Origin of the sequence: Sphingopyxis sp. HIX, assembly GCF_001468285.1 — a bacterium.
Classification (GTDB): Bacteria; Pseudomonadota; Alphaproteobacteria; order Sphingomonadales; family Sphingomonadaceae; genus Sphingopyxis.
In genome coordinates, this window is the sequence record NZ_LNSB01000020.1 from 36411 (window position 1) to 60050 (window position 23640).

General features: G+C 67.3%; 19 protein-coding genes. 11 read left to right on the forward strand and 8 right to left on the reverse strand.

Translation table 11 applies throughout. The features are described from left to right. Positions 1–446: 446 nt before the first annotated feature. From ATE62_RS23630 to ATE62_RS11200, 5 genes are all read left to right on the forward strand, one after another. Positions 447–626 carry a hypothetical protein gene (locus ATE62_RS23630; protein ID WP_058808115.1) on the forward strand — a complete coding sequence of 60 codons (180 nt, stop codon included), beginning with the start codon at positions 447–449 and terminating at the stop codon, positions 624–626. Next, complete coding sequence (locus ATE62_RS23870) at positions 626–3043, forward strand: TonB-dependent receptor (RefSeq protein WP_058808116.1); 2418 nt, start codon at positions 626–628, stop codon at positions 3041–3043. Before ATE62_RS23630 ends, ATE62_RS23870 begins: the two co-directional genes overlap by 1 nt. Further along, entirely contained in the window at positions 3040–4389 is a 1350-nt protein-coding gene (locus ATE62_RS11190; RefSeq protein WP_058808117.1) for an MFS transporter, read from the forward strand. Before ATE62_RS23870 ends, ATE62_RS11190 begins: the two co-directional genes overlap by 4 nt. Before the next feature lie 36 nt (positions 4390–4425). Continuing rightward, complete coding sequence (locus ATE62_RS11195; RefSeq protein WP_058808118.1) at positions 4426–5379, forward strand: TauD/TfdA dioxygenase family protein; 954 nt, start codon at positions 4426–4428, stop codon at positions 5377–5379. Between the two features lie 131 nt (positions 5380–5510). Then, positions 5511–7136 (forward strand): arylsulfatase, encoded by a 1626-nt coding sequence (locus ATE62_RS11200; RefSeq protein ID WP_231736244.1) that lies wholly within the window; start codon positions 5511–5513, stop codon positions 7134–7136. A 12-nt stretch (positions 7137–7148) separates the two neighbouring features. On the opposite strand, the gene rtcA is transcribed toward ATE62_RS11200, so the two are convergent. Genes rtcA through ATE62_RS11220 form a run of 4 tightly spaced genes read right to left on the reverse strand, consistent with a single transcriptional unit; the run spans position 7149 to position 10618 of the window. Continuing rightward, positions 7149–8165, reverse strand: a complete 1017-nt coding sequence (gene rtcA / locus ATE62_RS11205; RefSeq protein ID WP_058808119.1) for an RNA 3'-terminal phosphate cyclase — start codon at positions 8163–8165, stop codon at positions 7149–7151. Continuing rightward, positions 8162–8944 carry a nucleotidyltransferase domain-containing protein gene (locus ATE62_RS11210; protein WP_058808120.1) on the reverse strand — a complete coding sequence of 261 codons (783 nt, stop codon included), beginning with the start codon at positions 8942–8944 and terminating at the stop codon, positions 8162–8164. Before ATE62_RS11210 ends, rtcA begins: the two co-directional genes overlap by 4 nt. Next, positions 8941–9360 carry a hypothetical protein gene (locus ATE62_RS23635; RefSeq protein WP_058808121.1) on the reverse strand — a complete coding sequence of 140 codons (420 nt, stop codon included), beginning with the start codon at positions 9358–9360 and terminating at the stop codon, positions 8941–8943. The genes ATE62_RS11210 and ATE62_RS23635 overlap by 4 nt, the downstream gene beginning before the upstream one ends. Before the next feature lie 31 nt (positions 9361–9391). Further along, positions 9392–10618 (reverse strand): RtcB family protein, encoded by a 1227-nt coding sequence (locus ATE62_RS11220; protein WP_058808122.1) that lies wholly within the window; start codon positions 10616–10618, stop codon positions 9392–9394. A gap of 305 nt (positions 10619–10923) precedes the next feature. Here ATE62_RS11220 and rtcR point away from each other — a divergent pair, with 305 nt between their 5' ends. Next, the gene (gene rtcR, locus ATE62_RS11225) at positions 10924–12513 is read left to right on the forward strand and encodes an RNA repair transcriptional activator RtcR (protein WP_058808123.1); all 1590 of its coding nucleotides are present in this window, start codon (positions 10924–10926) and stop codon (positions 12511–12513) included. A gap of 58 nt (positions 12514–12571) precedes the next feature. On the opposite strand, the gene ATE62_RS11230 is transcribed toward rtcR, so the two are convergent. The 3 genes from ATE62_RS11230 to ATE62_RS11240 form a co-directional block, all read right to left on the reverse strand. After that, entirely contained in the window at positions 12572–12820 is a 249-nt protein-coding gene (locus ATE62_RS11230; protein WP_058808124.1) for a hypothetical protein, read from the reverse strand. Between the two features lie 64 nt (positions 12821–12884). Further along, entirely contained in the window at positions 12885–14090 is a 1206-nt protein-coding gene (locus ATE62_RS11235; RefSeq protein WP_058808125.1) for a carbohydrate porin, read from the reverse strand. Next, entirely contained in the window at positions 14091–15371 is a 1281-nt protein-coding gene (locus ATE62_RS11240; protein ID WP_058808126.1) for a putative porin, read from the reverse strand. It abuts the gene before it with no gap. A 219-nt stretch (positions 15372–15590) separates the two neighbouring features. Between ATE62_RS11240 and ATE62_RS11245 the strand changes: the two genes are divergently transcribed. From ATE62_RS11245 to ATE62_RS11255, 3 genes are all read left to right on the forward strand, one after another. Further along, entirely contained in the window at positions 15591–17123 is a 1533-nt protein-coding gene (locus tag ATE62_RS11245) for a serine hydrolase domain-containing protein (protein WP_058808127.1), read from the forward strand. A gap of 25 nt (positions 17124–17148) precedes the next feature. Next, a complete protein-coding gene (locus ATE62_RS11250) occupies positions 17149–18804 on the forward strand; it encodes a hypothetical protein (protein ID WP_058808128.1) in 1656 nt (551 codons plus the stop codon). A 156-nt stretch (positions 18805–18960) separates the two neighbouring features. Then, entirely contained in the window at positions 18961–20280 is a 1320-nt protein-coding gene (locus ATE62_RS11255) for a CitMHS family transporter (RefSeq protein WP_269433967.1), read from the forward strand. Positions 20281–20291: 11 nt separating this feature from the next. On the opposite strand, the gene ATE62_RS11260 is transcribed toward ATE62_RS11255, so the two are convergent. Next, positions 20292–21413, reverse strand: a complete 1122-nt coding sequence (locus ATE62_RS11260; protein ID WP_197411670.1) for an ABC transporter substrate-binding protein — start codon at positions 21411–21413, stop codon at positions 20292–20294. An 83-nt stretch (positions 21414–21496) separates the two neighbouring features. On the opposite strand from ATE62_RS11260, the gene ATE62_RS11265 reads away from it, so the two are divergent. Continuing rightward, positions 21497–22165, forward strand: a complete 669-nt coding sequence (locus tag ATE62_RS11265) for a response regulator transcription factor (protein ID WP_058808129.1) — start codon at positions 21497–21499, stop codon at positions 22163–22165. Next, a complete protein-coding gene (locus ATE62_RS11270) occupies positions 22166–23581 on the forward strand; it encodes a sensor histidine kinase (RefSeq protein ID WP_058808130.1) in 1416 nt (471 codons plus the stop codon). Positions 23582–23640: the final 59 nt, after the last annotated feature.

Genomic DNA, 23640 nt, shown 5'->3' on the forward strand with positions numbered 1-23640 from the left:
CGCCCAGGCCGAGCCTCGGCATAGGCTCAACTCGCCTTGCGAAAGATTTTCTTCATCGCAGAAACGCCGCGCCGCGGTTGACGAATCAAATATCAATCTTTTAAGTTGAGTTTGTCATCCGGAACTGGTCGGACCGGGTGGCAGGCTCTCCCGCCTCTCATCGACCCGCGGCTTTTGATCGGGAAGCAGCTTGCTCCGCGTCACCAACGGCTAAAGCGCGTGATGCTCGGGCGACAGCGCCAGGCATTGCGTTCCCCCTGTAGGGGTATTGCGATGCGCATGTGTAACAGCAGCGTCTAGACCATAGCCGGACCCGCGCGCGGGATAGCGGACGACCGCTTCCCCTCCGCGCGGCGGCACTCTCTTTCATCCTGGCCGCGCCTCCCTTTCGTTAGGGCGCAATGCGGCTTTGCGTCCGGCGCCTGCGCGCCGGCGGCAGGTGAACCATGCCCACTCTGACCCAGTCCGACCTGTCGGATCTGGCCCGCTATCCCGCGTCCTTGCGCAGCGCCGCCCGCGCGCTGTGGGGCCGCGAGCCGGCGGCCGCCCGGTCCGGCGCGGCGCCCCGCGCCACCATCCATCACATCAAAAAAGGGGCGGGACGGCCGCCCGGGGAAATATCATAATGTCGAAATTCTCTCCCGATCATCGTTTGAGGCTTTTGCTCGGCGCGGCGCTGCTGAGCCCGGCGGCGCCAGCCTGGGCCACCGAGGAAGTCGCTGTCGATACAGCCGCTGCCACGGACGACGCGGCCGAATCCGCAGGCGACAGCTACGACGGCACCGAGATCATCGTCTCCGCCCGCCGCCGCGACGAAAGCGCGCAGGACGTGCCGATCGCGCTCACCGCCATCGGCGCCGAAACGCTCGAAAAGACCGGCAATTATACGCTGACCCAAATCCAGCAGATCGTACCCAGCCTGCAGGTGTTCAGCTTCAACCCACGCAACACCAACATCAACATCCGCGGGCTCGGCAGCAATGTCGCGCTGACCAACGACGGGCTCGAGAATGGCGTCGGCTTCTATATCGACAATGTCTATTACGGCCGCGTCGGGCAGACGCAGTTCGACCTGGTCGATCTGCAGCAGATCGAGGTGCTGCGCGGGCCGCAGGGGACGCTGTTCGGCAAGAACACCACCTCGGGCGCGATCAACATCACGTCGCGCAAACCGAGCTTCGATCCCGAATTTTCGGGCGAGGCGAGCGTCGGCGACTATGGCTATTATCAGCTCCGCGGCTCGGCCTCGACCGGGCTCGTCGACGACCTGATCGCGGTGCGCCTCAGCGGTGCGGTCACCGAGCGGCGCGGCTTCCTTTACAATGTCACCCAGAACGAGCGCGCGCAGGATTATTCGAACTGGAGCGTGCGCGGGCAATTGCTGGTCACGCCATCGGCCGATCTCGAGGTCCGCATCATCGGCGATTTCTCGCGCCAGAAGCAGAACCACGTTCTCAACATCTTCGCCGACTATTTCGGCACCTATGCCAATGGCGCGGTCATCCCGAACAATTTTGCCCAGCGCGCCGCGCGCTTTCCGGGTTACGCCTTTCCGACGATCGATGCCTTCGCGCGGCGCGGCGAGGCCGACGGCCATTATCAGTCGAACATGGACGGCTATGGCGTGTCGGGGCAGGTCGACTGGAGCCTCGGCGGCGCCAAGCTGACCTCGATCACCGCCTATCGCTGGTGGGACTGGAACCCCGCGAACGATGGCGATTCCACCGCCTTGCCGATTGTCACCAAGGCGCAGCAGGCCAACCGCCAGCGCCAGTTCAGCCAGGAAATCCGCCTCGCCTCGGACGGCGGCGGGCCGCTGAACTATGTCGTCGGCGCCTATTATTTCTGGCAGGTCATCAACGGCAAGGGCGCGAGCGCCTATGGCTCCGCCGCGGCGCTGTGGAACCGGCCCGCGACCTCGCCGATCCCGCTCGACGCGTGGCAGGCGGCGCTCGACGGGTTCGAGGCCAATTCGACCTCGGACCCGCGCACGAAGAGCTATGCCCTGTTCGGCCAGCTCGACTGGAAATTCACCGACCGGCTGACGCTCACCGCGGGGCTGCGCTACACGCACGAGAAGAAGAGCGGCTCGTTCAACCAGGTCCACGTCGCGGGCATCGACCTCTCGACGCTGACGCCGGCGCTTGCGGCGCAGGCGGCGGCGGTGCGCGCGCAGTTCAACCCCGTGACGAGCTATTCGACGCGCTTCAGCGACGACAGCCTGTCGGGGCTCGCGACCCTGTCGTGGCAGTTCACAGACGATGCGCTCGCTTACGCCACTTACTCGCGCGGCAACAAGTCGGGCGGGCTCAACCTCACCAACCTGCCGCCGGGCATCGACCCCGACGTCGCGCCCGAGACGGTCGACAGCTACGAGGTCGGCATCAAGTCGCAATGGTGGGACCGGCGCGTGACGCTGAACGTCGCGGGCTACTGGACCGAGATCGGCGATTACCAGACCGCGATCACCGAACAGGTGCCCAACACGGTCAACGTCCGCCAATATATCGCGAACATCCCCGGCGTACGTTCGCGCGGGGTCGAGGGCGACCTGGTCTTCGCGCCGTCGAGCCGGGCGAGCTTCTACGCGTCGGTCGCCTATGCCGACACGACGTACAGCGATTATCCCAACGCCCCGCAGGCGCCCGAGCGGCTCAACCAAGGGGGCATCCAGGACCTGACCGGCGAGCAGCTGCCGGGGGTGCCCAAATTCACCTATACGCTGGGCGGCGACGTGTCGGCGCCGCTCGGCGAACTCGGCGGGCGCGATCTGGCGGTCTATGCGCATGGCGATTATTCGCACCGCTCGTCGTTCAACACCTCGTCGAGCAACAGCATCTACGCCGATGTCCCCGCCTATGGCATCGCCAATGCGCGCATCGGCATCCGTACCGAGGACGGATTGTTCGACCTGTCGCTCTGGGCGCGCAACCTGTTCGACAAGGATTATTTCCAGACGCTGTCGCCCGCGGTGACGGGCATCGTCACCGCGCTGATCGGCGAGCCGCGCACGCTCGGCGTCACGCTGAGGACCAAGCTGTGAGCGCCGCGCCCGCCACCTCGGGGCAGCTGATCCGCTTCTCGGCGGTCGCCGTCCCGCTCGCCGCCGCCGGGCTGCCGCTCGGCGTCTACCTCCCCGCCATCTATGCGCGCGATTACGGGCTGTCGTTGACCGTGATCGGCGTGATCTTCCTGCTCGGGCGATTGTGGGACGCGATCGCCGATCCCTTCATGGGCTCGCTCAGCGACCGCACGCGCAGCCGGTTCGGCCGCCGCAAGCCGTGGATCGCGGCGGGCGGGGTGGTCTTCGGGCTGTCGTCGATCGTCCTCTTCTTCCCGCCCTTCGGGGTGACGCCGCTGTCGCTGGGGATCGTCCTCTTCTTCTTCTATCTCGGCTGGACCGCGGTGCAGATCCCGTTCCAGGCCTGGTCGGGCGAGGTGTCGGGCGATTATCACCAGCGCACGCGCATCGCGACCTATCAGACCGTGGTCACGTCGAGCGCGCTGCTGCTGACTTTGATCCTGCCGACGATTGCCGACCAGTTGCGGCCGGGCGACGGGCATCTTCAGCTCAGCCTGATGGGCGGGCTGGTGCTGCTGTCGATCGTCCCGGCGCTGCTCCTGACGCTGACCGCATTGAAGGAGCCGCCGCTGCCGCCGCTGCCGACCGCGCGGCTCAGCCTCAAGGAAAGCGTCCGCGCGATAACCGGGGAACCGCTTCTCCTCCGCGTGCTCGCGTCCGATTTTGCGGTGACGCTGGCGCAGAATATCCGCGCCGCGCTGATCGTCTTCTTCGTGACCTTCTACATGGGGCGTCCCGAATGGGCGGGCGGATTGTTCCTCTTCCAGTTCGTCTTCGGCATCTTCGCCGGGCCGATCTGGCTCAAGATCGGGCGCCGCTACGGCAAGCATCGCACCGCCGTCGCCGGCGAGCTGGTGCAGGTCGTCATCAACCTCGGGCTGCTGCTCGTCACCCCGGATACGTTCGGCTTGCTCCTCGCGCTCACGCTGGCACAGGGCCTGGCGCAGGGATCGGGCAATCTGATGCTGCGCGCGATCGTCGCCGACGTCGCCGACAAGCACCGCCTCGACAGCGGCGAGGACCGCACCGGCCTCTATTATTCGGTGTTCAGCCTCGCTGGAAAGACCGCCACCGCGGTCGCCGTCGGCATCGCACTGCCGCTCGTCGCCTGGCTGGGTTTCGACCCGAAAGGCGTCAACAGCCCCGACGCACTGAACGGCCTGCTCCTCGTCTTCGGGCTTGGCCCCGCCATCGCCCACGCCTTGTCCGCCGCCCTCATCGCGCGCTTCCCGCTCGACGAGGCGGCGCACGCCGAAATTCGCCGACAGCTCGATCCGGGACCGCCCGATTACGCCTTCGCCGAATGACCCCCGCCGCCAACCATAACCCCAAAGGAGACTGACATGACCGAACTTCACAACAGCTACGCCAATGCCCGCGACAAGAGCATCCCGCTCGACATCACCCCCGTGACCGGCACCATCGGCGCCATCGTCCACGGCATCGAATTGTCGGGCGACCTGCCCGCGCCGGTGGTGCAGGCGATCGAGGCGGCGCTGGTGCGGCACAAGGTGCTCTTCTTCCGTGACCAGCAGCATCTGACCGATGCGGAGCATGAGGATTTCGCCGCGCTGCTCGGCGATCCCGTCGCGCACCCGACGGTGCCCGTCGCCGAAGGATCGCGCTACCTGCTCGAACTCGACAGCCGCGAAGGCTATGCGGCATCGAGCTGGCACACCGACGTGACCTTCGTGGATGCCTATCCCAAGGCATCGATCCTGCGCGCGATCACCATCCCCGAGGCGGGCGGCGACACGCAATGGGCGAATGGCGAGACAGCCTATGAGGGCCTGCCCGAGGTGCTGCGCCAGCTCGTCAACAATCTCTGGGCGACGCACACCAACCTCTACGATTACGCCTCGATCCTGCAGTCGGCGCCCGACGCCGAAAGCGCGGCGAAAAGGATCAAGGAGCATCGCAATGTCTTCGCCTCGACGGTCTACGAGACCGAGCATCCGGTCGTTCGCGTCCATCCCGTCAGCGGGCAGCGCAGCCTGCTCCTAGGCCATTTCGTCAAGCAGTTCGTCGGGCTGAACGCGACCGACAGCGCGCGGCTGTTCCAGACGCTGCAGGAGCATATCACCAAGCCCGAAAATGTCGTGCGCTGGCGCTGGAAGGAAGGCGACGTCGCGATCTGGGATAACCAGGCGACGCAGCACCGCGCGACCGCCGACTTCGGATTGCAGCGCCGCACGCTGCGCCGCGCGACGATCCATGGCGAGGTGCCCGTCGCGATCGACGGCCGTCGTAGCAAGACCGTGCGGCAGGAAAAGGCGGTCCAGTACGAACCCGCCTGACCCGCGCCGCTGACCAGCCCCCGGACCGGCCTACGACCTCCCTTCCTCTGACTGCGCCGGTCCCGACTGCGGCGCGCCCGGGTTCCATTCGCCCGCGGCGCGCCGCCCCTTTTTCTGACAGGATGCCCCGAATGAAGCGCCTTGTGTCCCTGCTGTTCCTGTTCGTCATCGCCGCCGCGCCCACGCAGGCGAAGGAGAAGCGCCCCAATTTCCTGGTCATCGTCGCCGACGACCTCGGCTATTCGGACCTCGGCGCCTTCGGGGGCGAGATCAGTACGCCGCATCTCGACCGGCTGGCGCTCGCGGGCGTGCGCCTCGCGGGTTTCCACACCGCGCCGACCTGCTCGCCGACGCGCTCGATGCTGCTGTCGGGGACCGACAATCACATTGCCGGCCTGGGCACGATGGCCGAGATGATCCGCCCGAACCAGAAGGACAAGCCGGGCTACGAGGGCTATCTCCGAAGCGACGTCGCGACGCTCGCCGAGCGGCTGGCGGCGGGCGGCTACGCCACGCTCTTCTCGGGCAAATGGCACCTCGGCCTGACCCCCGAGCAGGACCCGCACGCGCGCGGTTTCCGGCGCAGCTTCGCGCTGCTTCAGGGCGGGCACAATCATTTCGGCACCGACGTAGGCACCACCGCGACCTACACCGAACAGGGCAGGGCACTCGCCAAGCTCCCTGCAGATTTCTATTCGAGCGACTATTTCGCCACCCGCCTGATCGACTTCCTCGGCGAGCGGGCAAAGGAGAGCGAAGGTCAGCCCTTCTTCGCCTATCTCGCCTTCACCGCGCCGCACTGGCCGCTGCAGGCACATCCAGAGGATATCGCGCGCTACGCCGGGCGCTACGACGACGGTTTCGACGCGCTGCGCGAACGCCGCTTGGCCCGCCAGCGCGCGCTGGGCATCCTCGCGCCTGACGTCGTGCCGCACACGCCGCGCAATCGCGACGGCAGCTGGGACTCCTTGACCGCCGACCAGCAGCGCACCGCCGCGCGCAACATGGAAATCTATGCCGCGATGGTCGACCGCATGGACCGGAATGTCGGCCGCGTGGTCGAGGCGCTGCGCGCCTCGGGCGAGCTCGACAATACGGTGATCCTCTTCCTCGCCGACAATGGCGCCGAGGCGCTCGATATCGAGACCACCGGCGCGGAAATGCTCGCCGCGCGGATCGAGGGCGCCGACAACGCCTATGCCAACCGCGGCGCGGCCAGCTCGTATGTCACCTATGGCGCGGGCTGGGCGCAGGCGGCGACCGCGCCCTCGTGGCTGACCAAGGGTTATCAGAGCGAAGGCGGCACGCGCGCGGTCGCCTTCATCAGCGGCGCGGGCATCCCGCGGCGCGAGGGGGCCGACACGCAATTCCTCTCGGTCGCCGACGTCGCGCCGACCTTGCTCGGTCTCGCGGGCGTCGACGCCGCGGCGACCGACGTCGGGGGCCGGGCGGTCAAGCCGATCACCGGCCGCTCGTGGCTCGCCTGGCTCCGCGATCCCGCCGCGCGCGTCTATGGCGCGGGCGACGGCTTCGGTGCCGAACTCTTCGGCTCGCGCGCCTGGCGACAGGGCGACTGGAAGCTCACCGACATCGGCGACGGGCAATGGCGGCTGTTCGATATCGCGCGCGATCCCGGCGAGACGCGCGACCTGTCGCTTGCCGAGCCCGCACGCCGCGACGCCCTCGCGGCGGCGTGGGACCGCTACGCGCACGAGGTCGGCGTGACCCTGCCCGACGCGATACCCTATCGCCCCTGAGGCGGGGGCCGGTCAGGCGATCACTTCGACCAGATTGGCGTCGCCGGTGGCCGACACATGAAACCGGCGGCCGGTGAAGCGCTCGATCAGCGCCATCGCCGTATTGCTATGCTCGCTGAGCTTGACCGAGGTAAAGGCGCCGCCTCCCGCGATCGCCATCGGCAGCAACAGCTGGTCCTGCAGATAGGGCCCGGCGAAGGCGGACGACGCGACATAGCCCGCCATACGCCGCGCCGCCGTGGTCGCCAGCCGCTCGGCGGGGATGCCGAGCTTGCCGAAGGCCGAGACGATCTCGGTGACATGGTCGAAGCGCGCCTCGACCAGCAGCGCGTTGCCCGGGCCCTGGTCGGCCGGAAGCTGGCGCGTGACGAAGGCCTCCTCCGGCCAGTCGGTCAGTATCTTTCGCGCCGCCTTGAGCTCGCGCTGCGCCACGTCGAACGGGATGCCGGCGACGACCGCGGTCGCCTCCACGGCTCCCGCCGCCCCGCGCTCGATACATTCGATCGCACGCAGCGGCGCCGGCACGATGTCGACCTCGATCCGCCCGCCGCCCCGCGGGAAAAAGCCGTGGCGGACCAGCCGCGCCGACACCGTCGGCCCCATGCGATTGATGACGGGCAGCAGCGTGCGTTCGATGAATTCGAACGGCGGCGCGGCCATCGCGTGCGTGCCGCCCTCGATCACGAGATGCGAGGGCGCTTCGGCGGACATCAGCGGCACGAGGATGGTCTGGAGGACCAGCCCCGTGCTGCCCGCGGTGCCGACCGCGAAATGATAGTCGCCCGGCGTCACGCGCCCGGGACGGAAGCCGATGCTGTTCGACCCGACCGCGAGCCCGCTGCATTCGGCGCCGCCGATTACGCACGCGGCCTCGATCGCGGTCACATGCTGGCGCATGAGCCCCGGCTTCTCGCGCTGCCCACGGATATTCTCGATCGTGAAGGGCGTGCCGGTGAGCAGCGCCAGCGCACAGGCATAGCGCAGCACCTGTCCGCCGCCTTCGCCTTCCGATCCGTCGATGATGATCATGAGTCTTCTACCAAATCCAGAAACAGCGCGTTCGCTTCTGCGGCGAACGCCTCGCTCGGCGGACGCGCCGGCACTTCGCCCGCGCGCCCCAGTTCGTCGGCGATCAGCGCGTCGATTTCGCGCACGCGCGCGATCGGTCCCGCCTCGCGCGTGCCCGCCTTCAGCGCGACCAGCCGCTCGATCTCGCCCGACAGGGAGGCGGAGAGGTCGGCCTCGGCCATCAATTGCTGCAATTGCATCGGCGGCCGGCGCGAGGGGTCGCGCCGCAGCACGCGGATCGCGAGGGCGGGGCGCAGCGCGTAGAAATAGCGCTTCACCGAGACCTCATGCGCGTCCTGCAGCCAGCGCGCGACCGACGTCCGCCCGAGCTTCGCATAGTGCAGCGCGAAGCCGTTTGGGTCGAAATGTCGATCCTTGAGCTCTGCCATGCGCGCGATGACCGGGTGCGCGTCGCGATAGTGGATCGGCGATTCGATCCACTCGGACAGCACCGAATTGTTGCGCAGCATCAGCCCCAGCGCCTTGCGGATATCCCAGCCGTTGAGGTCGATCTCGTCGACGATCGGCCGCTCGATCACGTCGCGCACCGGGCTCAGCGCCAGATAGTCGCGGCGCGGCCGGACATAGAGGAAGCGCACGTCGTAGTCGCTGTCGGGCGAGGGAAAGCCCCAGGCGCGCGATCCCGATTCGATCGCGAGCAGCAGGCGCACGCCATCCTCCGCCTCGACGGCGGACAGGCGGGTTTCGATTTCGTGCCGGATGGCGGGTTCGATGCTCATCGTTCTTCTTCTTCTATCCAGTTCGTCTTCGCCGGATCGGGGACGAACAAATGCGGTGTCCAGCAATCGGTGCGTAGCGTGCCGACTTCGGCGCCGCACCGGCATATCTGATTGGGACCGCCAAGCCCGCCGAGCCCGCAGCACCCGCTAAGCCGGTCCTTGTTGCGCGTTATTCGCACGGCGTCGGTCAGATCGTCCGGGTTCAGCCAATATTGCGGGACGAATTCGAGCAGCGACGGAACGTTGCCAAAGGACCGTTCGATCGGTTCCCAGCTCTTGAAGGCGATCCCGCGCGCGATAAGCGGCTTGCCGGGCTCCTGCTCGGGCGCAACGACGCCGGGCGCCTTGCTCGACACGAGCGTCAGCGCGGGCGTCAGGCGCGCCTCGCAGGCGCCGCAGCACAGGATCTTGTTCACGGCCTTCCCCCGGATAGCGGCGTGAAGGGGATCACCCCTTCACGCACACCACCTGCTTCAGCGTATGGACGATCTCGACGAGGTCGGCCTGCGCCGCCATCACCGCCTCGATCGGCTTGTACGCCTTCGGCGTCTCGTCGATGACGCCTTCGTCCTTGCGGCATTCGACGCCCGCGGTGTCGGCGATATGCTCGTCGAGGGTGACGAGCTTTTTCGCCGCGGTGCGGCTCATGACGCGGCCCGCGCCGTGGCTGCAGCTATCGAAGCTTTCGGCGTTGCCCAGCCCGCGCACGATGAACGATTTTGCGCCCATCGATCCCGGGATGATCCCCATCGTGCCCTTCGCCGCGCGCACCGCACCCTTGCGGGTGACGAGCACATTCTCGCCGAAATGGTTCTCGCGCGTCACATAATTGTGATGGCAGTTCACCGCTTCGGCCTCGGCCTCGAAAGGCTTGGCGATCTGGAGCCGGAGCGCGGCGATGACGTTCGCCATCATTATGCGCCGGTTCAGCGCCGCGAAGTCCTGCGCCCAGCCGACCGCCTCGACATAATCGTCGAAATGGTCGGTCCCTTCCGGGAAGTACGCCAGATCTTCGTCGGGCAGGTTGATGAACCACTTGCGCATGTCCTTCTTCGCGAGTTCGATGAAGTAGGTGCCGATCGCATTGCCGACGCCGCGCGATCCCGAATGCAGCATCACCCACACCCGCGCCTCCGTATCGAGGCACAGCTCGATGAAATGGTTTCCCGTTCCGAGCGTCCCCAGATGCGTCAGGTTGTTGGTATTCTTCAGCCGCGGATGCTTGGCGACGATGCGCCCGAAGCGCTCGGCGAGCGTCGCCCAGGCGTCGACGATGGCCTGCGGGGGGTCGCCCCACGAACCATGGTCGCGCTTGCCGCGTCCGATCGAGCGGCCGTGCGGAACCGCCGCCTCGATCGCGCTGCGAATGCCCTCGAGGTTGTCGGGCAGGTCGTGCGCCATCAGCGTGGTGCGCGCAGCCATCATGCCGCAGCCGATGTCGACCCCGACCGCGGCCGGGATCACCGCGCCTTTGGTCGGGATCACCGATCCGACGGTGGCGCCGATGCCGACATGGACGTCGGGCATCGCCGCGACATGCTTGAACACGAACGGCATCTTCGCCGCCTTGGTCAGCTGCGCGCGCGCCATGTCCTCGACGGGGACGCCGCGCGTCCACATCTTGACCGGGCGTCCGCCCTCGACGTTCATCACTTCATAGCTCGTCTCGGTCATGGCGGACCTCCTCTTCTTTTCCTTGGGGCAAGGGCGCCGCGATGGCGAGCCCTCCCGAAATCTCTTGGGGCTTTGGGGCGGCCGGCCCATTCCGGCCGCCCCTCCGTCCCGCGTCGCCGGGTGACGTGATCCCGACGCCCACAGCTAAGCAGGAGGCGTGCCAAATGGCGGCGTGATCCGTGAAAATTTTGTAATATATTGTTTTATAACATTTATTATTGATCGCGGCTGACCGCACCATCTTGAAGGGGTCAAAAGATCATATCCTGTTGTCGTGTCGCTTATACAATCATATAAGCTCATCCATGAAGCCTCTTACCGTCATCGGATTCCTCGGCTCGACGCTCGACGCCGCCAAGTTCGGCCCTTCGCGCTGGAACAAGTGGCGCCCGACGGTCAGCATCTGCATGCAGGAGGATCTGCGCGTCGATCGCTTCATCCTGCTCCACGGCGGCTACCACCGCCGCCTCGCCGAGTTCGTCATGGACGATATCCGCGACGTCTCGCCCGAAACCGAAGTCGTGCCACACCTGCTCGACTTCGACGATCCGTGGGATTTCGAAGAGGTGTATGGCAAGCTGCTCGATTTCGCGCGCGATTTTCCCTTCGATCCCGATACGCAGGATTATCTGGTCCACATCACGACGGGCACGCATGTCGCGCAAATCTGTCTCTTCCTGCTCACCGAGGCGCGTTATCTGCCCGGACGGCTGCTCCAGACGCAGCCGCAGCGCGGCGCGCCGCAGCCGGTGGGGACCTGGAATGCCATCGACCTCGACCTCTCGCGCTACGACAGCATCGCGACGCGCTTCGCCGAGGCGAGCGCCGAGAGCGCCAGCTTCCTCAAGAGCGGGATCGAAACGCGCAACGCCGCCTTCAACCGGATGATCGAGGAGATCGAGCAGGTCGCGGTGCGCAGCCGTGCGCCGATCCTGCTGATGGGGCCGACGGGGGCGGGCAAGAGCCAGCTCGCTCGCAAGATCTACGAGCTCAAGAAACTGCGCCACCAGATCGGCGGCGCCTTCGTCGAGGTCAATTGCGCGACGCTGAAGGGCGACAGCGCGATGTCGGCGCTGTTCGGCCACCACAAGGGCGCGTTCACCGGCGCGATCCAGGATCGGCCGGGCCTGCTGCGGACGGCCGACAAGGGATTGCTCTTCCTCGACGAGATCGGCGAACTCGGCCTCGACGAGCAGGCGATGATCCTGCGCGCGATCGAGGACGGGCGCTTCCTTCCGGTCGGTGCGGACAAGGAGGCGGCGAGCGATTTCCAGCTGATCGCCGGGACCAACCGCGACCTCGTCGGCGAAGTCGCGGCGGGGCGGTTCCGCGAGGATCTGTTCGCGCGGCTCAACCTCTGGACCTTCAGCCTGCCGGGGCTCGCGCAGCGCCGCGAGGATATCGCCCCCAACCTCGATTTCGAACTCGAGCGCTTCGCCGAGCGCGAAGGCACGCGCGTGACGTTCAACAAGGAGGCGCGCGAGCGCTATCTGCGCTTTGGCGAGGGCGGCGATGCGCTGTGGCAAGGCAATTTCCGCGACCTCGCCGCCAGCGTGACGCGGATGGCGACGCTGAGCCCCGCGGGGCGTATCGATACCGATGCGGTCGCGCTCGAGATTTCGCGGCTGCGTACGCTCTGGTCGGGGGCGAAGAGTGAGGAGGATCTGCTCGGCAGGCTGCTGCCCGGCGACGCGCTCGCGCGGATCGATCCCTTCGATCGCGTACAACTTTCCTATGCGGTCGCGGTGTGCCGCGGCAGCGGGAGCCTGTCGGCGGCGGGGCGAAAACTGTTCGCGGCGTCGCGCGAACAGCGCAAATCGACCAACGACGCCGACCGCCTGCGCAAATATCTGGCGCGCTTCGACCTCGATCTGCCCGCGATTCTCGCGGTCTGACGCCGGAAAAAAAAGGCCCGCGCCGTCTGCGCGGGCCCCTGTGCTACCGGCCGCCCGCTCAGACCAGTTTCGCGGGCTTGGTGAAGCCGACATCGGCGCCGTCCTGGCTGGGGTCATAGTGGATGCGGAACGGCCGTGTCCCGAAGTCCATGCCCACCGCGTCGACGATGCGTTCGGCGACACCCGCCGGATCGGCCTCGTCGGGCACGATCGCGGCAAAAGCCCGCTGGATCGCCTCGCCGAAGCCCTGCTTCGCCGCCCGCATAAGCGGCAGCACTGCGCGATTGACCCGCTGCGTCCCGAGCACATTAACGTCATATTGCTTCGCAAACTGGTCGTTTCGGCCGGCGTCGATGTGAGAGGCGAAGCGGTCAGAAACCCGCAATGCTGAAACTGGCTTCGGCGCGCAGGCCAACGACTAGCGCGTCGCGGATGGCGGGGTCGGCCGACGGGTTCCGGATATAGTGGACGCTCGGCTGGAGCGAGAGCCAGGAGGTGATCGGCGCCCGATAAGTGGCCTCGATCGCGACCTCGGATCGGCCCGCGCCGGTCGCGGCGCGATAGCTGTCCGAGGTAAAGGCGGCAGCGACCGCGATACCCAACTCATCCTCGTCGCGCCCGCGCACCCAGCCGCTGAATTTCACGCCGCCGCTCGCAAACCCCTCGAACATGTTGAAGCGCCCCGCCGCCTTGCCGAGCCGGAAAAAGGCGTCGACCTTGCGCTCGCCGCGATCGATCACGGGAAATTCGCCGCGAATATAGGTGCCCGCATTACCCCTGTCGGCGGCGAGGCCGTCGTTGCGGTCGAAGCGCGCCGTATATTGCCAGCGGCCGAGCAGCAGCTTGCCGCCGCCGACGGGCGCCTCCAGCTCGCCGACCAGCAGCGCGCCGTCGCCTTTCCCGAGCTCGATCGCGGTGCGGCCGGGATGGGCGGGGTCGCCCGGCACGCCGTCGAGCACCGCGGCGCGCAGCGCCCACCCTTCGGCGGGCGCCCACTGCACGCGCGCGGCGAGCGAGGTCGAGGGAAAGATCGACGGCCCATTCCGGCCGCTCTGCGCAAAGTCGGTGCCGATGCCGTGCGGGCTGCTGACGAACAGGCCCGCGGCGTCGAGCGCATCGAACTCCGAATTGAGGTCGTAGAGGCCGGCCTTGACCGAGAGCCGCTCGCCGATCTTCTGGTCGATCCACGCCTCGTAGAGCCGCAGCGCGCGCGTGCCGGTTTCGATATTGCTCGCCGCCTGTGTATCGCCGGCGAGGTCGCTGATCGACTTGCCGTTATTGTAGAGTCCATAGACATGGACCTGCGCGCCGGTCCAGCCAACGAGCCGCTCCATGTCGGCCTCGAACACGATGTCGAGATTGTCGAGATAGCGCGTGCCGCGCTGCACGCCGCCCGACGCATTGCCCATCCCCTCGCCGGTATAGGTGACCTGGAGGAGCAGCGGCCCGTGCGTCTCGTCGATCTCCTCGGGCGCGTGGGTGTGGCTGTGCGGCAGGTGGCCGTGGTGCGTCGGATGCGGCGCGGCTTCGGCCGGGCCGCTCGCCGAAGCGGCGAGCAAGATTGCACAGCTCAGCATCTAGAAGCTGACCATGAACGCCAGACGGATACGGTCGAGCCAGTCGTTCGGCGCCAGCCCGCCGGCATAGGCCGGGTCGAGCGGGCGGTAGTGGTACCAGAGCAGGTCGAGCTGCAGATGCTCGGCGGGGACATAGGCGAGGCCGACCCCGTGCAGCTTATAGTTGGTCGACAGGTCGATATTGTCGTGGCTGAACGCCGCCAGCACCGAGTCCACTTCGACCTCCGAATAATTATAGGCGAGGCGGATGTCGCCAGGCTTGGCGACGCGGCCCGCGGCGAATTCGAGGTTGAAGGCGGTGTCGCCCGCGACAGCGGCGCCGCTATTATGGACATAGTCGGCGGTAAAGCTCAGCGGCCAGCGCGGCGACAGGCCGGTCCAGTTCAGCGTGCCGATGGCTTCGAGCAGGTGAAAGTCGGAACGATAGCGGCCGCCCGATAACAAATTTCCGCGGAAATCGCCGGCGTCGGCCCCCGCGACCGAGCCGAGGCGGTAGTGATAATAGCTGCCGGTCAGCCCGGCCTTGAAGTCCGGCGACAACGGTGCCGAGAAGGCCAGCTGGCCGCCAAGCATGTCGCTGTCGCGCGCGACCGACGCCTCGTCGATGACGAACCAGATGCCGCGCGCATCGACGCGCGCCTTGCCGATCGGCGCGCCATAGACCGCGGCGACGCCCTGTGGCGACACGTCGCTGTCCCACAGCATGTCGGTGCGCTGGAACGGTTGCGGGAACTTGCCGGCATAGGCGGTCAGGCCGCCGCTGGTGTAGCGAATCCACGCCTGGTCGAGCGAGACCTGCAGATCGTCGACGAAATTGCCGAGCGTGACGTCGGTGCTGTTCGGATCGTCGGGATCGCCCGTCGCGATCTGCGTCCCGACAGCAAGATGGTCGTCGATCTTGTACGTCGCGCGCAGGCGCGCGCGGAGTGCGGTGCGCGAGCGGTCGCGGCCGCCCGCAACATTCCACTCCTGTCGCACGCGCATGTCGCCGCTGACGTCGAGGCCGGGGATGCGGAAGGCTTCGGCCGAAGGCACGGCGCTTGCTGCCGTCGTCGTCGCAGGAACCGGCGCGGGGAGGGTGGGCTGCGGTGGCGGCAGCGGCTCACTGCCGCGCTGGCGCAACTCCTCATTCTGCCGGGCGACGACCGCCTCCAACTGGTCGATCCGCGCCTGCTGCTGGCTGAGCAGCCGCTCGAGCCGGTCGAGCCGGTCTTCCTGCGCATGCGCCGGAACGGCGATGGAGAGCGCGGTGGTGGCGAAAAGAAGGAGGCGTTTTTGCATGTCCCGTTCCCCGAAGAGGCTCGGTGCGTCGACCGCACCTCAGATTGCCGCCTCCCTATGCCGGGGTCGCTGACACCAAGCTGACACGCCCCGCGCGGCTATCGGCGAATGCGACAGGCTGGTGACAGGCACAGCTTCCACAACCTATGCCAAGGAGAGCAGGGAGGAGCGGAGATGCACGCGCACGGGATATCGAGGCGGCGGTTCGGATCGCTGGCGATGGGTGGCGGCCTGTGGGCGTTGACCGCGGGCTGCGCGCCGGTGATGGCGCGCGTCGGCGCGCTACCGCCGGGCGTCGCCCCCGCGCTGCTCGCCGACGGCTATCGCGACGGGCTGACGCGCAGCACGCCCGAGGCCGAGGGCGTCTCGTCGGAGGCGATCCTGGCCTTTCTGAACGACGTCGATGCCGCCGGGCTCGAACTCCATTCCTTCATGCTGATGCGCAACCAGAAGGTCGTCGCCGAGGGCTGGTGGTGGCCCTATCAGCCGGGGCGCGTCCATATCACCCATTCGCTGACCAAGAGCGTGACCGCTGCGGCCGTCGGGCTGGCGATCGACGAGGGCCGCTTCGGCCTCGACGACAAGGTCGTCTCCTTCTTCCCCGAATATGTGCCCGCCGACGCCAGCGAGAATATGCGCGCGATGACCGTGCGCAACCTGCTCACCATGCAGTGCGGGCACGACAAGGAGACCTCGGGCTCGGTCTGGCGCCCGATCGACACGCCCTGGGCGGCCGAATTCTTCAAGATCCCGGTGCCGCACCAGCCCGGCGGGCATTTCCAATATACCAGCGCGGCGAGCTTCATGCTCTCGGCGATCGTCAGCAAGACGACCGGCGGGTCGATGGCGGATTATCTGGCGCCGCGCTTCATGGAGCCGCTGGGGATCGACCGCTGGCATTGGGACAGCAGCCCCGGCGGGGTCAGCCCCGGCGGCAACGGGCTCAGCTGGAACACCTCGGCGTCGCTGAAGCTCGGCGCGGTGCACGCCAGCGGCGGTCTGTGGAACGGCAACCGCATCCTGTCAGAGGAATGGGTCAAGGCTGCGACGACCGAGCGGACGCCGGGCGACGAGGACGGCGCCTATGGCTATCAATGGTGGATGGGTCCGGGCAGCGCCTATCTGGCGCTCGGGCTGTTCAGCCAGTTCGCGATCGTCTTTCCGGAGCACAATGCGGTGCTCGCGATCTTTGCCGCGATCAAGGGCAGCAAGAAGATCAAGCCCTACATCTGGAAACATTTCCCCGCGGCCTTCGGAGCGCCGTCGCAGCCGGGCGCCGCGGCGGCCGAGCTCAAGACGCGGACGGCCTCGCTTCGGCTCCTGCCGCCGCTCGCCGCCACGACGTCGCCGGTGGCCGCATCGGTCGGTGGCCGCCGCTTCGCTGTGGAGGCCAACGACCAGGGCGTCGAATGGCTGTCCTTCGATTTCGCCGACGGCGCGTGCACCTACCGCATGCACGACGCCAATGGCGAGCATGCCGTAACCGCTGGTTTTTCCGATTATCTCGAGCAGGACACGAGCATGACCGGCAACCGGCTCCACCATGAATATCGCCCGCCGAGCCAGCGCGTCGTCGCCGGTGCGCGCTGGACCGCGCCCGACACGCTGGAGATGGCCTGGCAGTTCGTCGACACCGCGTTCCGCGACACTTTGGTCTGCAAGTTCGCGGGCGGCGCGGTCACGGTCGACCGCAGCGTCAATGTGAACTCGGCCGAGATGCGGCTGCCGCTTTTGACCGGCCGCATGGCCTGAGCCGATATCCCGGGGGAGGGGAAATATGCGATCGACGTTGCACTATCTGGGGATCGGCGCGCTGGCGCTGGCGCCGCTCGAAATGGCGGAAGCCAAGGCTCCGGGCGGCGAGATTCCAGAGCCGGCGGCCGAATGCGAGGCGCGCGTCGGGTACGACCGCGACCGCAAGATGACGGGCTATATCCTGCCGACCTCGGCGGGAGCGAAGACCTGCATTCCCTTTTCGACCGTCGGCCAGCGCCCGCCCGAAGATTATCGCGGCGATTTCTATGTCGACGAATATAGCGACCAGCGGCTGCGCGCGCGCTGGGCCGGCTGCAAGAAGGACAAGAAATGCCACGAGCGCGTCGGCGAGCAGATCCACGACCGGCGCCCACCCAACCGCGAATATAAGACCATCGACCCGGCGCACATCCACCTGCTGGGCAAGCTGCCGCAGGACGAGACCGGCGACATCGACCTCGCCCGCGTGCGCCGCCCGGCCTTTTTCGCGGCCGAACCGTGGAGCGAGCCTTTCGCGGCGCTTGATGCGCGGACGCACACGGTCGAATTCACCGCGCCGCGCGATCCGCACGAGACGATTCATCACAAGATGAAGGGCGATGTCCGGTTGCGCGGCTGGTATGTCCGGGGCGACGGCGTCGACGATGGTGCGGGCGGCAAGCGCCGCGCGCTGATCGTGATGACGCCGGGCGGCGGCGGGCGCATCGCCGCGATTACCCATCCCGACGACCGCCTGTACCGGATCAAGGACGACGGCGAGACCAAGATCAACAAATTCCCCAGCGAGCGCAGCGGCGGCACGGGGCAGCAGATGTGGCGCGAGCTGGCGCGGACCTTCAACGCCGCCGGGTTCGACATTCTGCTCTACGACCGGCGCGGCGTCGGGCTGTCGACGGGGTTCAACGACATCAACACGCTCCAGCAGGGGCGCGACATATTGGCGATGATCGCCAGCCTGCGCAGCGGCGAGGGGCTGCGCATCCTGTCGCCCGACGGCAAGGAGCAGCGTGGCAAGGAGGCGGCGGCGGCGCTGCGCGGCACCGAGTCCGGTGACGGACTGCCGGTGCTGCTGTTCGGCAATTCGCGCGGCACGATGGCGAGCGGCTGGGCGATGACGATGAATTTCGATCAGAATTGCTCCTACGACCTCCCCAAGATCCGCTGCACCAAGGCGGTCGGCGACAAGAGCATCAAGGGCGCGCTGCTGATGGCCGAGTTCACCAGCGGTCCCGGCTTCGTGATGGACAAGCCGAGCGAGGAGGATGAAGAGCGCGGGCTGGGCCGCGACCGCCCGAACTTCATCGGCGGCAACGCTGTCGAGAACAACCTCGTCTTCTTCCCCAGCTCGGCGATCCTCGGCGGCATCGACAAATGGCCTGCCGCCTTCTTCGCGCGCGGGCTGTGGGACTATGCGGCGTCGCTGCAGGGGACGGTCGAAAGCTATCGCCGCGTCCAGGGCCCCAAGGAGCTCGTCGTCGTGCGCGCGCCGCATCCCTATGAGGTCTGGCCCGAGGCCGAACGCGCGCGCGTGCGCGAGCGGATGGTCGCCTTTGCGACCGGGGTCATCCTCGGCAAGACCGCGATCCCCGGCGGCCGGCCGTGGCGCGACATGAAAGAGCTGGTCGCGACCAGTTCGGACGTCTGGGAGCCTTCCACCAAACCGACGGTGCTGCCCTGACCGGCACCCGACCTTCGCCCCCGGAGCCGTGGCTCCGGGGGGCTTTTTCAGGGCGAATGAGCCGCAAACGGCGTGACAGCAGCATGACAGGCACGGCGATCTAGCCAGAGCAAGAAACAAGGTGCGCGGCAAAGCGCACCGGCAATCGAGACGGGGATGATGCTGACATTTCTTGCCTTCCTGATGGTCGCGACCTTCATGACGTTGATCATGACCAAGCGGCTGTCGGCGCTGATCGCGCTCATCGTCGTGCCGACATTCTTTGCCCTGTTGGCGGGGTTCGGTGCCGAGCTGGGCGAGATGATGCTGGCGGGCGTGCGCGACCTGGCGCCGACGGGCGTCATGCTGCTGTTCGCGATCCTCTATTTCGGGCTGATGATCGACGTCGGCCTCTTCGACCCGCTGGTGAAGACGATCGTCCGCATCGTCCATGGCGATCCGATGCGCATCTGCATCGGGACCGCGGTGATGACGCTGATCGTCGCGCTCGATGGCGATGGCACCACCACCTATATGATCACCGTCTCGGCGCTGCTGCCGCTCTATCGCCATATGAAGATGGACGTGCGCATCATGGCGTGCCTGATCATGATGTCGGTCGCGGTGATGAACGTCGTGCCCTGGGGCGGTCCGACGACACGCGCGGCGCTGGCGGTGGGGGTCGATCCGCGCGCTTTGTTCGTCTCGCTCATTCCCGCGATGATCACCACCGCGATCTGGGTGATCTTCGTCGCCTGGATCTTCGGCCGCCGCGAGCGCGTGCGCCTCGCCAGGCTGCCCGCGGACGCGGTAGACGAGGATGCGACGGGCGAGGAGATCATCCGCGAACAGATGGACGGCGAGGATCATCGCCGCCCGAAGCTCTTCTGGTTCAACCTCGCGCTGACGCTCGGCCTGCTCGGCCTGCTGATCGGCGGCTCGATCCCGCTCGTCATCCTGTTCATGGGCGCCTTTGCGATCGCCGCGGCGGTCAATTATCCCAATCTGCAGCAGCAGAAGGATCGCATCGCCGCCCACGCCGGCAATGCGATGGCGACGGTCAGCCTGGTCTTCGCGGCGGGCATCTTCACCGGCATATTGTCGGGGACGAAGATGGTCGACGCGATGGCGGGGTCGGTCATCGCGGTCATCCCCGATGCGCTCGGCCCCTATATGGCGCCGATCACCGCGTTGATCAGCATGCCCTTCACCGTGCTCATATCGAACGACGCCTTCTATTTCGGGATGCTGCCGATCCTTGCCGGGACCGGCGCCGAATATGGGGTGACGCCGATGGAAATGGCGCGCGCGTCGCTGGTCGGGCAGCAGATTCACTTGCTCAGTCCGCTCGTCGCCTCGACCTATCTGCTGGTCGGCATGTCGGGCATCGAGCTTGGCGATCACCAGAAGTTCATCTTCCGCTGGGCCGTCGGCGCCTGCTTCGTCTTCATGGCGACGTGCCTGCTGACCGGCATCTTCCCGCTCCACGCGGGATGACGCGCGCCGCGCTATTTCTTGGTGGCGGGGGCGCCGATCGCGGCGCTCCACTGGTTCATGATGCGGCGGCGTTTCATCTGGTCGAGATTGGCGATCAGCGCCGGGCCGATGCGCAGCGAACGCGCGATATTGGCCGGCGCCCGCGCCCCGGCGCGCGCGGTGACGTCGGTGCGCACCGGGGTCATGTAGCGGCTCGACAGCTGCGCCTGCCCCGGGCGCGACAGCATGAAATCGAGGAACAATTTGGCGGCGTTGGGATGGCGCGCGCGGTCGGGAATGATCGCGATGCGCGACATGATCAGCGTATAGTCGCTGGGCATCACGACGCCGATATTGGGATCGTGCGACTGGCGCTCGAGCGCATAGGAGCCGATCATGTTGTAGACGAAGACGAGTTTTCCGCTGCCGAGCCGCGTCAGCATGTCCGAGCTGTTGGCGTAGAGCCCGACCTTCGCGCGGCCGAGCGCCGACATCAGCGGCACGGTGTCGCGGCTGACCTGCAGGTCCTGGCTGAGGAAGAGATAGCCCGCGCTCGACCGCTGCGGGTCGAAGGTCGCGATGCGGCCACGATAAAAGCCCGTCTTGGCGCGCAGGAGCCGCGTCAGATCGGCGTGGGTGCGCGGCACGTCGGCCTTGGGAACCAGCTTGCGGTTATAGGCGAAGACGATCGGCTCGGCCGTCGTGCCCCACGCCTCGTTCTTCCACGCCGCCCACGCCGGCAGGTTCGGCTTTTCGGGCGAGGCATAGGCCTGGGCATAGCCGTCGTTCACGAGCTTGGTCTGCAGGTCCATCGCCGCGCTCCACAGCAGGTCGGCGCCGGGGCGCTTCAGCCGCGCGTCGGCGAGCACCATATTGTGCAGCGTCGCCGAGGACAGTTCGCGGTAATCGACGCGGACGAAGGGATAGCGGCGCTCGAACGCGGCGATCAGCCCCTCGGCCTCGCGCCGGTCGGTCGTCGAATAGATCACCAACGTCTTCTCGGCGCGCGCCGCGTCCATGATCGCGCGATAGGAACGCGGATAGCCCTTGGGCGGATCGCTCAGCGGCTTGGCGGCAGAGGTCAGCAGCACGGGGCCCGCGAACGCCAGCAGGATCGTGGCGACAAGCTTTCGGCGTCCGGCGGAATGCGCCACGTTTTCTTCTCCCCGATTTCGCTTATGTTTATGACCGAGGGAAACATGGTCAACCTTTCACCCGGCTGTCACGGATCGAGGCTATGGCGCGCATATTGCTGATCGAGGACGATGCCGCGCTGTCGCGCGGGCTGGTCGCGGCGCTCACCGCGGAGGGCTATTCGGTCGATCCCGCGCCCGACGGTGCCTCCGCGCTGGAAATGGCGTCGGACGAGCCCTATGCGATCATCACGCTCGACGTCGGCCTGCCCGACATGTCGGGGTTCGACGTGCTGAAGTCGCTGCGTGCCAAGGGATGCCGCGCGCCGGTGCTGATCCTGACCGCGCGCGACGAGATCGACGATCGGGTGCGCGGGCTCGACCTCGGTGCCGACGACTATCTGCTCAAGCCTTTCGAACCACGCGAGCTGGCGGCGCGGATCCGCGCGCTGCTGCGCCGGCCGCAGGTCGATCCGGCGCCGGTCATCTGCGTCGGCAAGCTCGAATTCGACCGTTCGCACCATGTCGCCCGCATCGACGGTCGTGACCTCGACCTGCGCCGCCGCGAATGGGTGGTGCTCGAACGCTTGCTGTCGCGTGTCGGCCAAGTCGTGTCGAAGGACCGGCTGGCGGCCGAAGTCTTCGGCTATGACGAGCCCGTCGCGCCCAATGCGATCGAGGTCTATATCGCGCGGCTGCGCAAGAAGCTGGAACCCGACGGACCGACGATCCGCACGCTGCGCGGGCTCGGCTATCTGATGGAAGACGAATAGGTGCCCACGCGGCGCGTCAGTTCGATCACACGCCGGATGATGGTGGGGATGGGGCTTCCCCTCGCGGTGCTCGCGGTCTTGTTGGGCGTGGGCGGCGCGGTCACGATCAACGAGGTCGTCGAGGGCGTGAACGACCGCCTGCTCGGCGCGTCGGCGCGGGCGATCGCCGAGACGCTGGCGCTCGAGAATGAGGAAGTGACGCTCGACCTGCCGGCCTCGGCGCTGGGGATGCTGGAGAATGACGCGCGCGACAATGTCTATTACAGCGTCTGGGCGAACGGCGAATTGCTGACCGGCTATCCCGATCTGCCGCGCGTCAGCGAGCCGCCCGACGACGATGGCGAGATGGTGTTCCAATATGCGCAGTACCGCGACTATCGCATCCGCATCGCCGCGGTCGCGCGCAAGGTGCCGCGGATCAACGAGCCCGTCATCGTCGAGGTCGCCGAGACGCTCGAGGCACGCCATGCGCTGCGCAACCGCATGCTCGTCGCGCTCGCGATCCTCGAGGCGATGCTGATCGCGGTTTCGCTGGGGCTGCTGCCGCTCGCGGTGCGCTGGGGGCTGGCGCCGCTGAAGCGCGTGCTCAGCGCGATGGGAACCCGGCGCGAGGCCGATTTCACGCCGCTGTCGTTCGATTATGTCCCGGTCGAGCTGCGCGGGCTGGTCGGTGCCTTCAACGGGCTGCTCGGCCGGCTCGACGCGGCGATGCAGGGGATCCGCCGCTTTACCGCCGACGCCTCGCACCAGATGCGTACGCCGCTGTCGATCCTGCGCGCGCATGTCGCGGCGCTGCGCGCGGCGAAGCTGCCCGCCGGGGCGGCCGAGCAGTCGGTTGCCGATATCGAGGCCGCGACCGGGCGGCTCCAGCGGCTGCTGACCCAGCTGTTGGCGCTGGCCCGCGCCGAGGGTGCGCGCGAGGGCGGGCCCGACCTGCGCGCACCGGTGGACCTCGTCGCGATCGCCCGCGCGGCGAGCATGGAGCATGCGCCGCAGGCGGTGAAGACGGGGATCGACCTGCATTTCGAGGCGCCCGAGGGCGAGGTGACGATATTGACGCAGCCCGATCTCGCGGGCGAGTTGGTCGGCAATCTCATCGACAACGCCATCCGCTACAATCGCGACGCGGGCGTCGTGACGGTGTCGGTGGCGAAAGAGGGCGTGGTCGTCGTCGAGGACGATGGGCCGGGGATTCCACCCGATGCGCGCGCGACGGCGTTCGAACGCTTCGGGCGGCTCGCGCCCGACCGGGGGCGCGAAGGCAGCGGCCTTGGCCTCGCGATCGTCCGCGCGCTGGCCGACAGCCTGGGCGTCGCGGTCGAACTGGCCGATCGCGGCGCGCTGCCGGGGCTTCGCGTCACCGTCCGATTCCCTTCTGCAGCGCCGGAAAAAGCGCCGACCGACATGCGGTCGTAACCGTCCCGCAACGTGACAGCGCGGTGACAGGAAGCCTGCATAGGCTCCTCCCATAAACA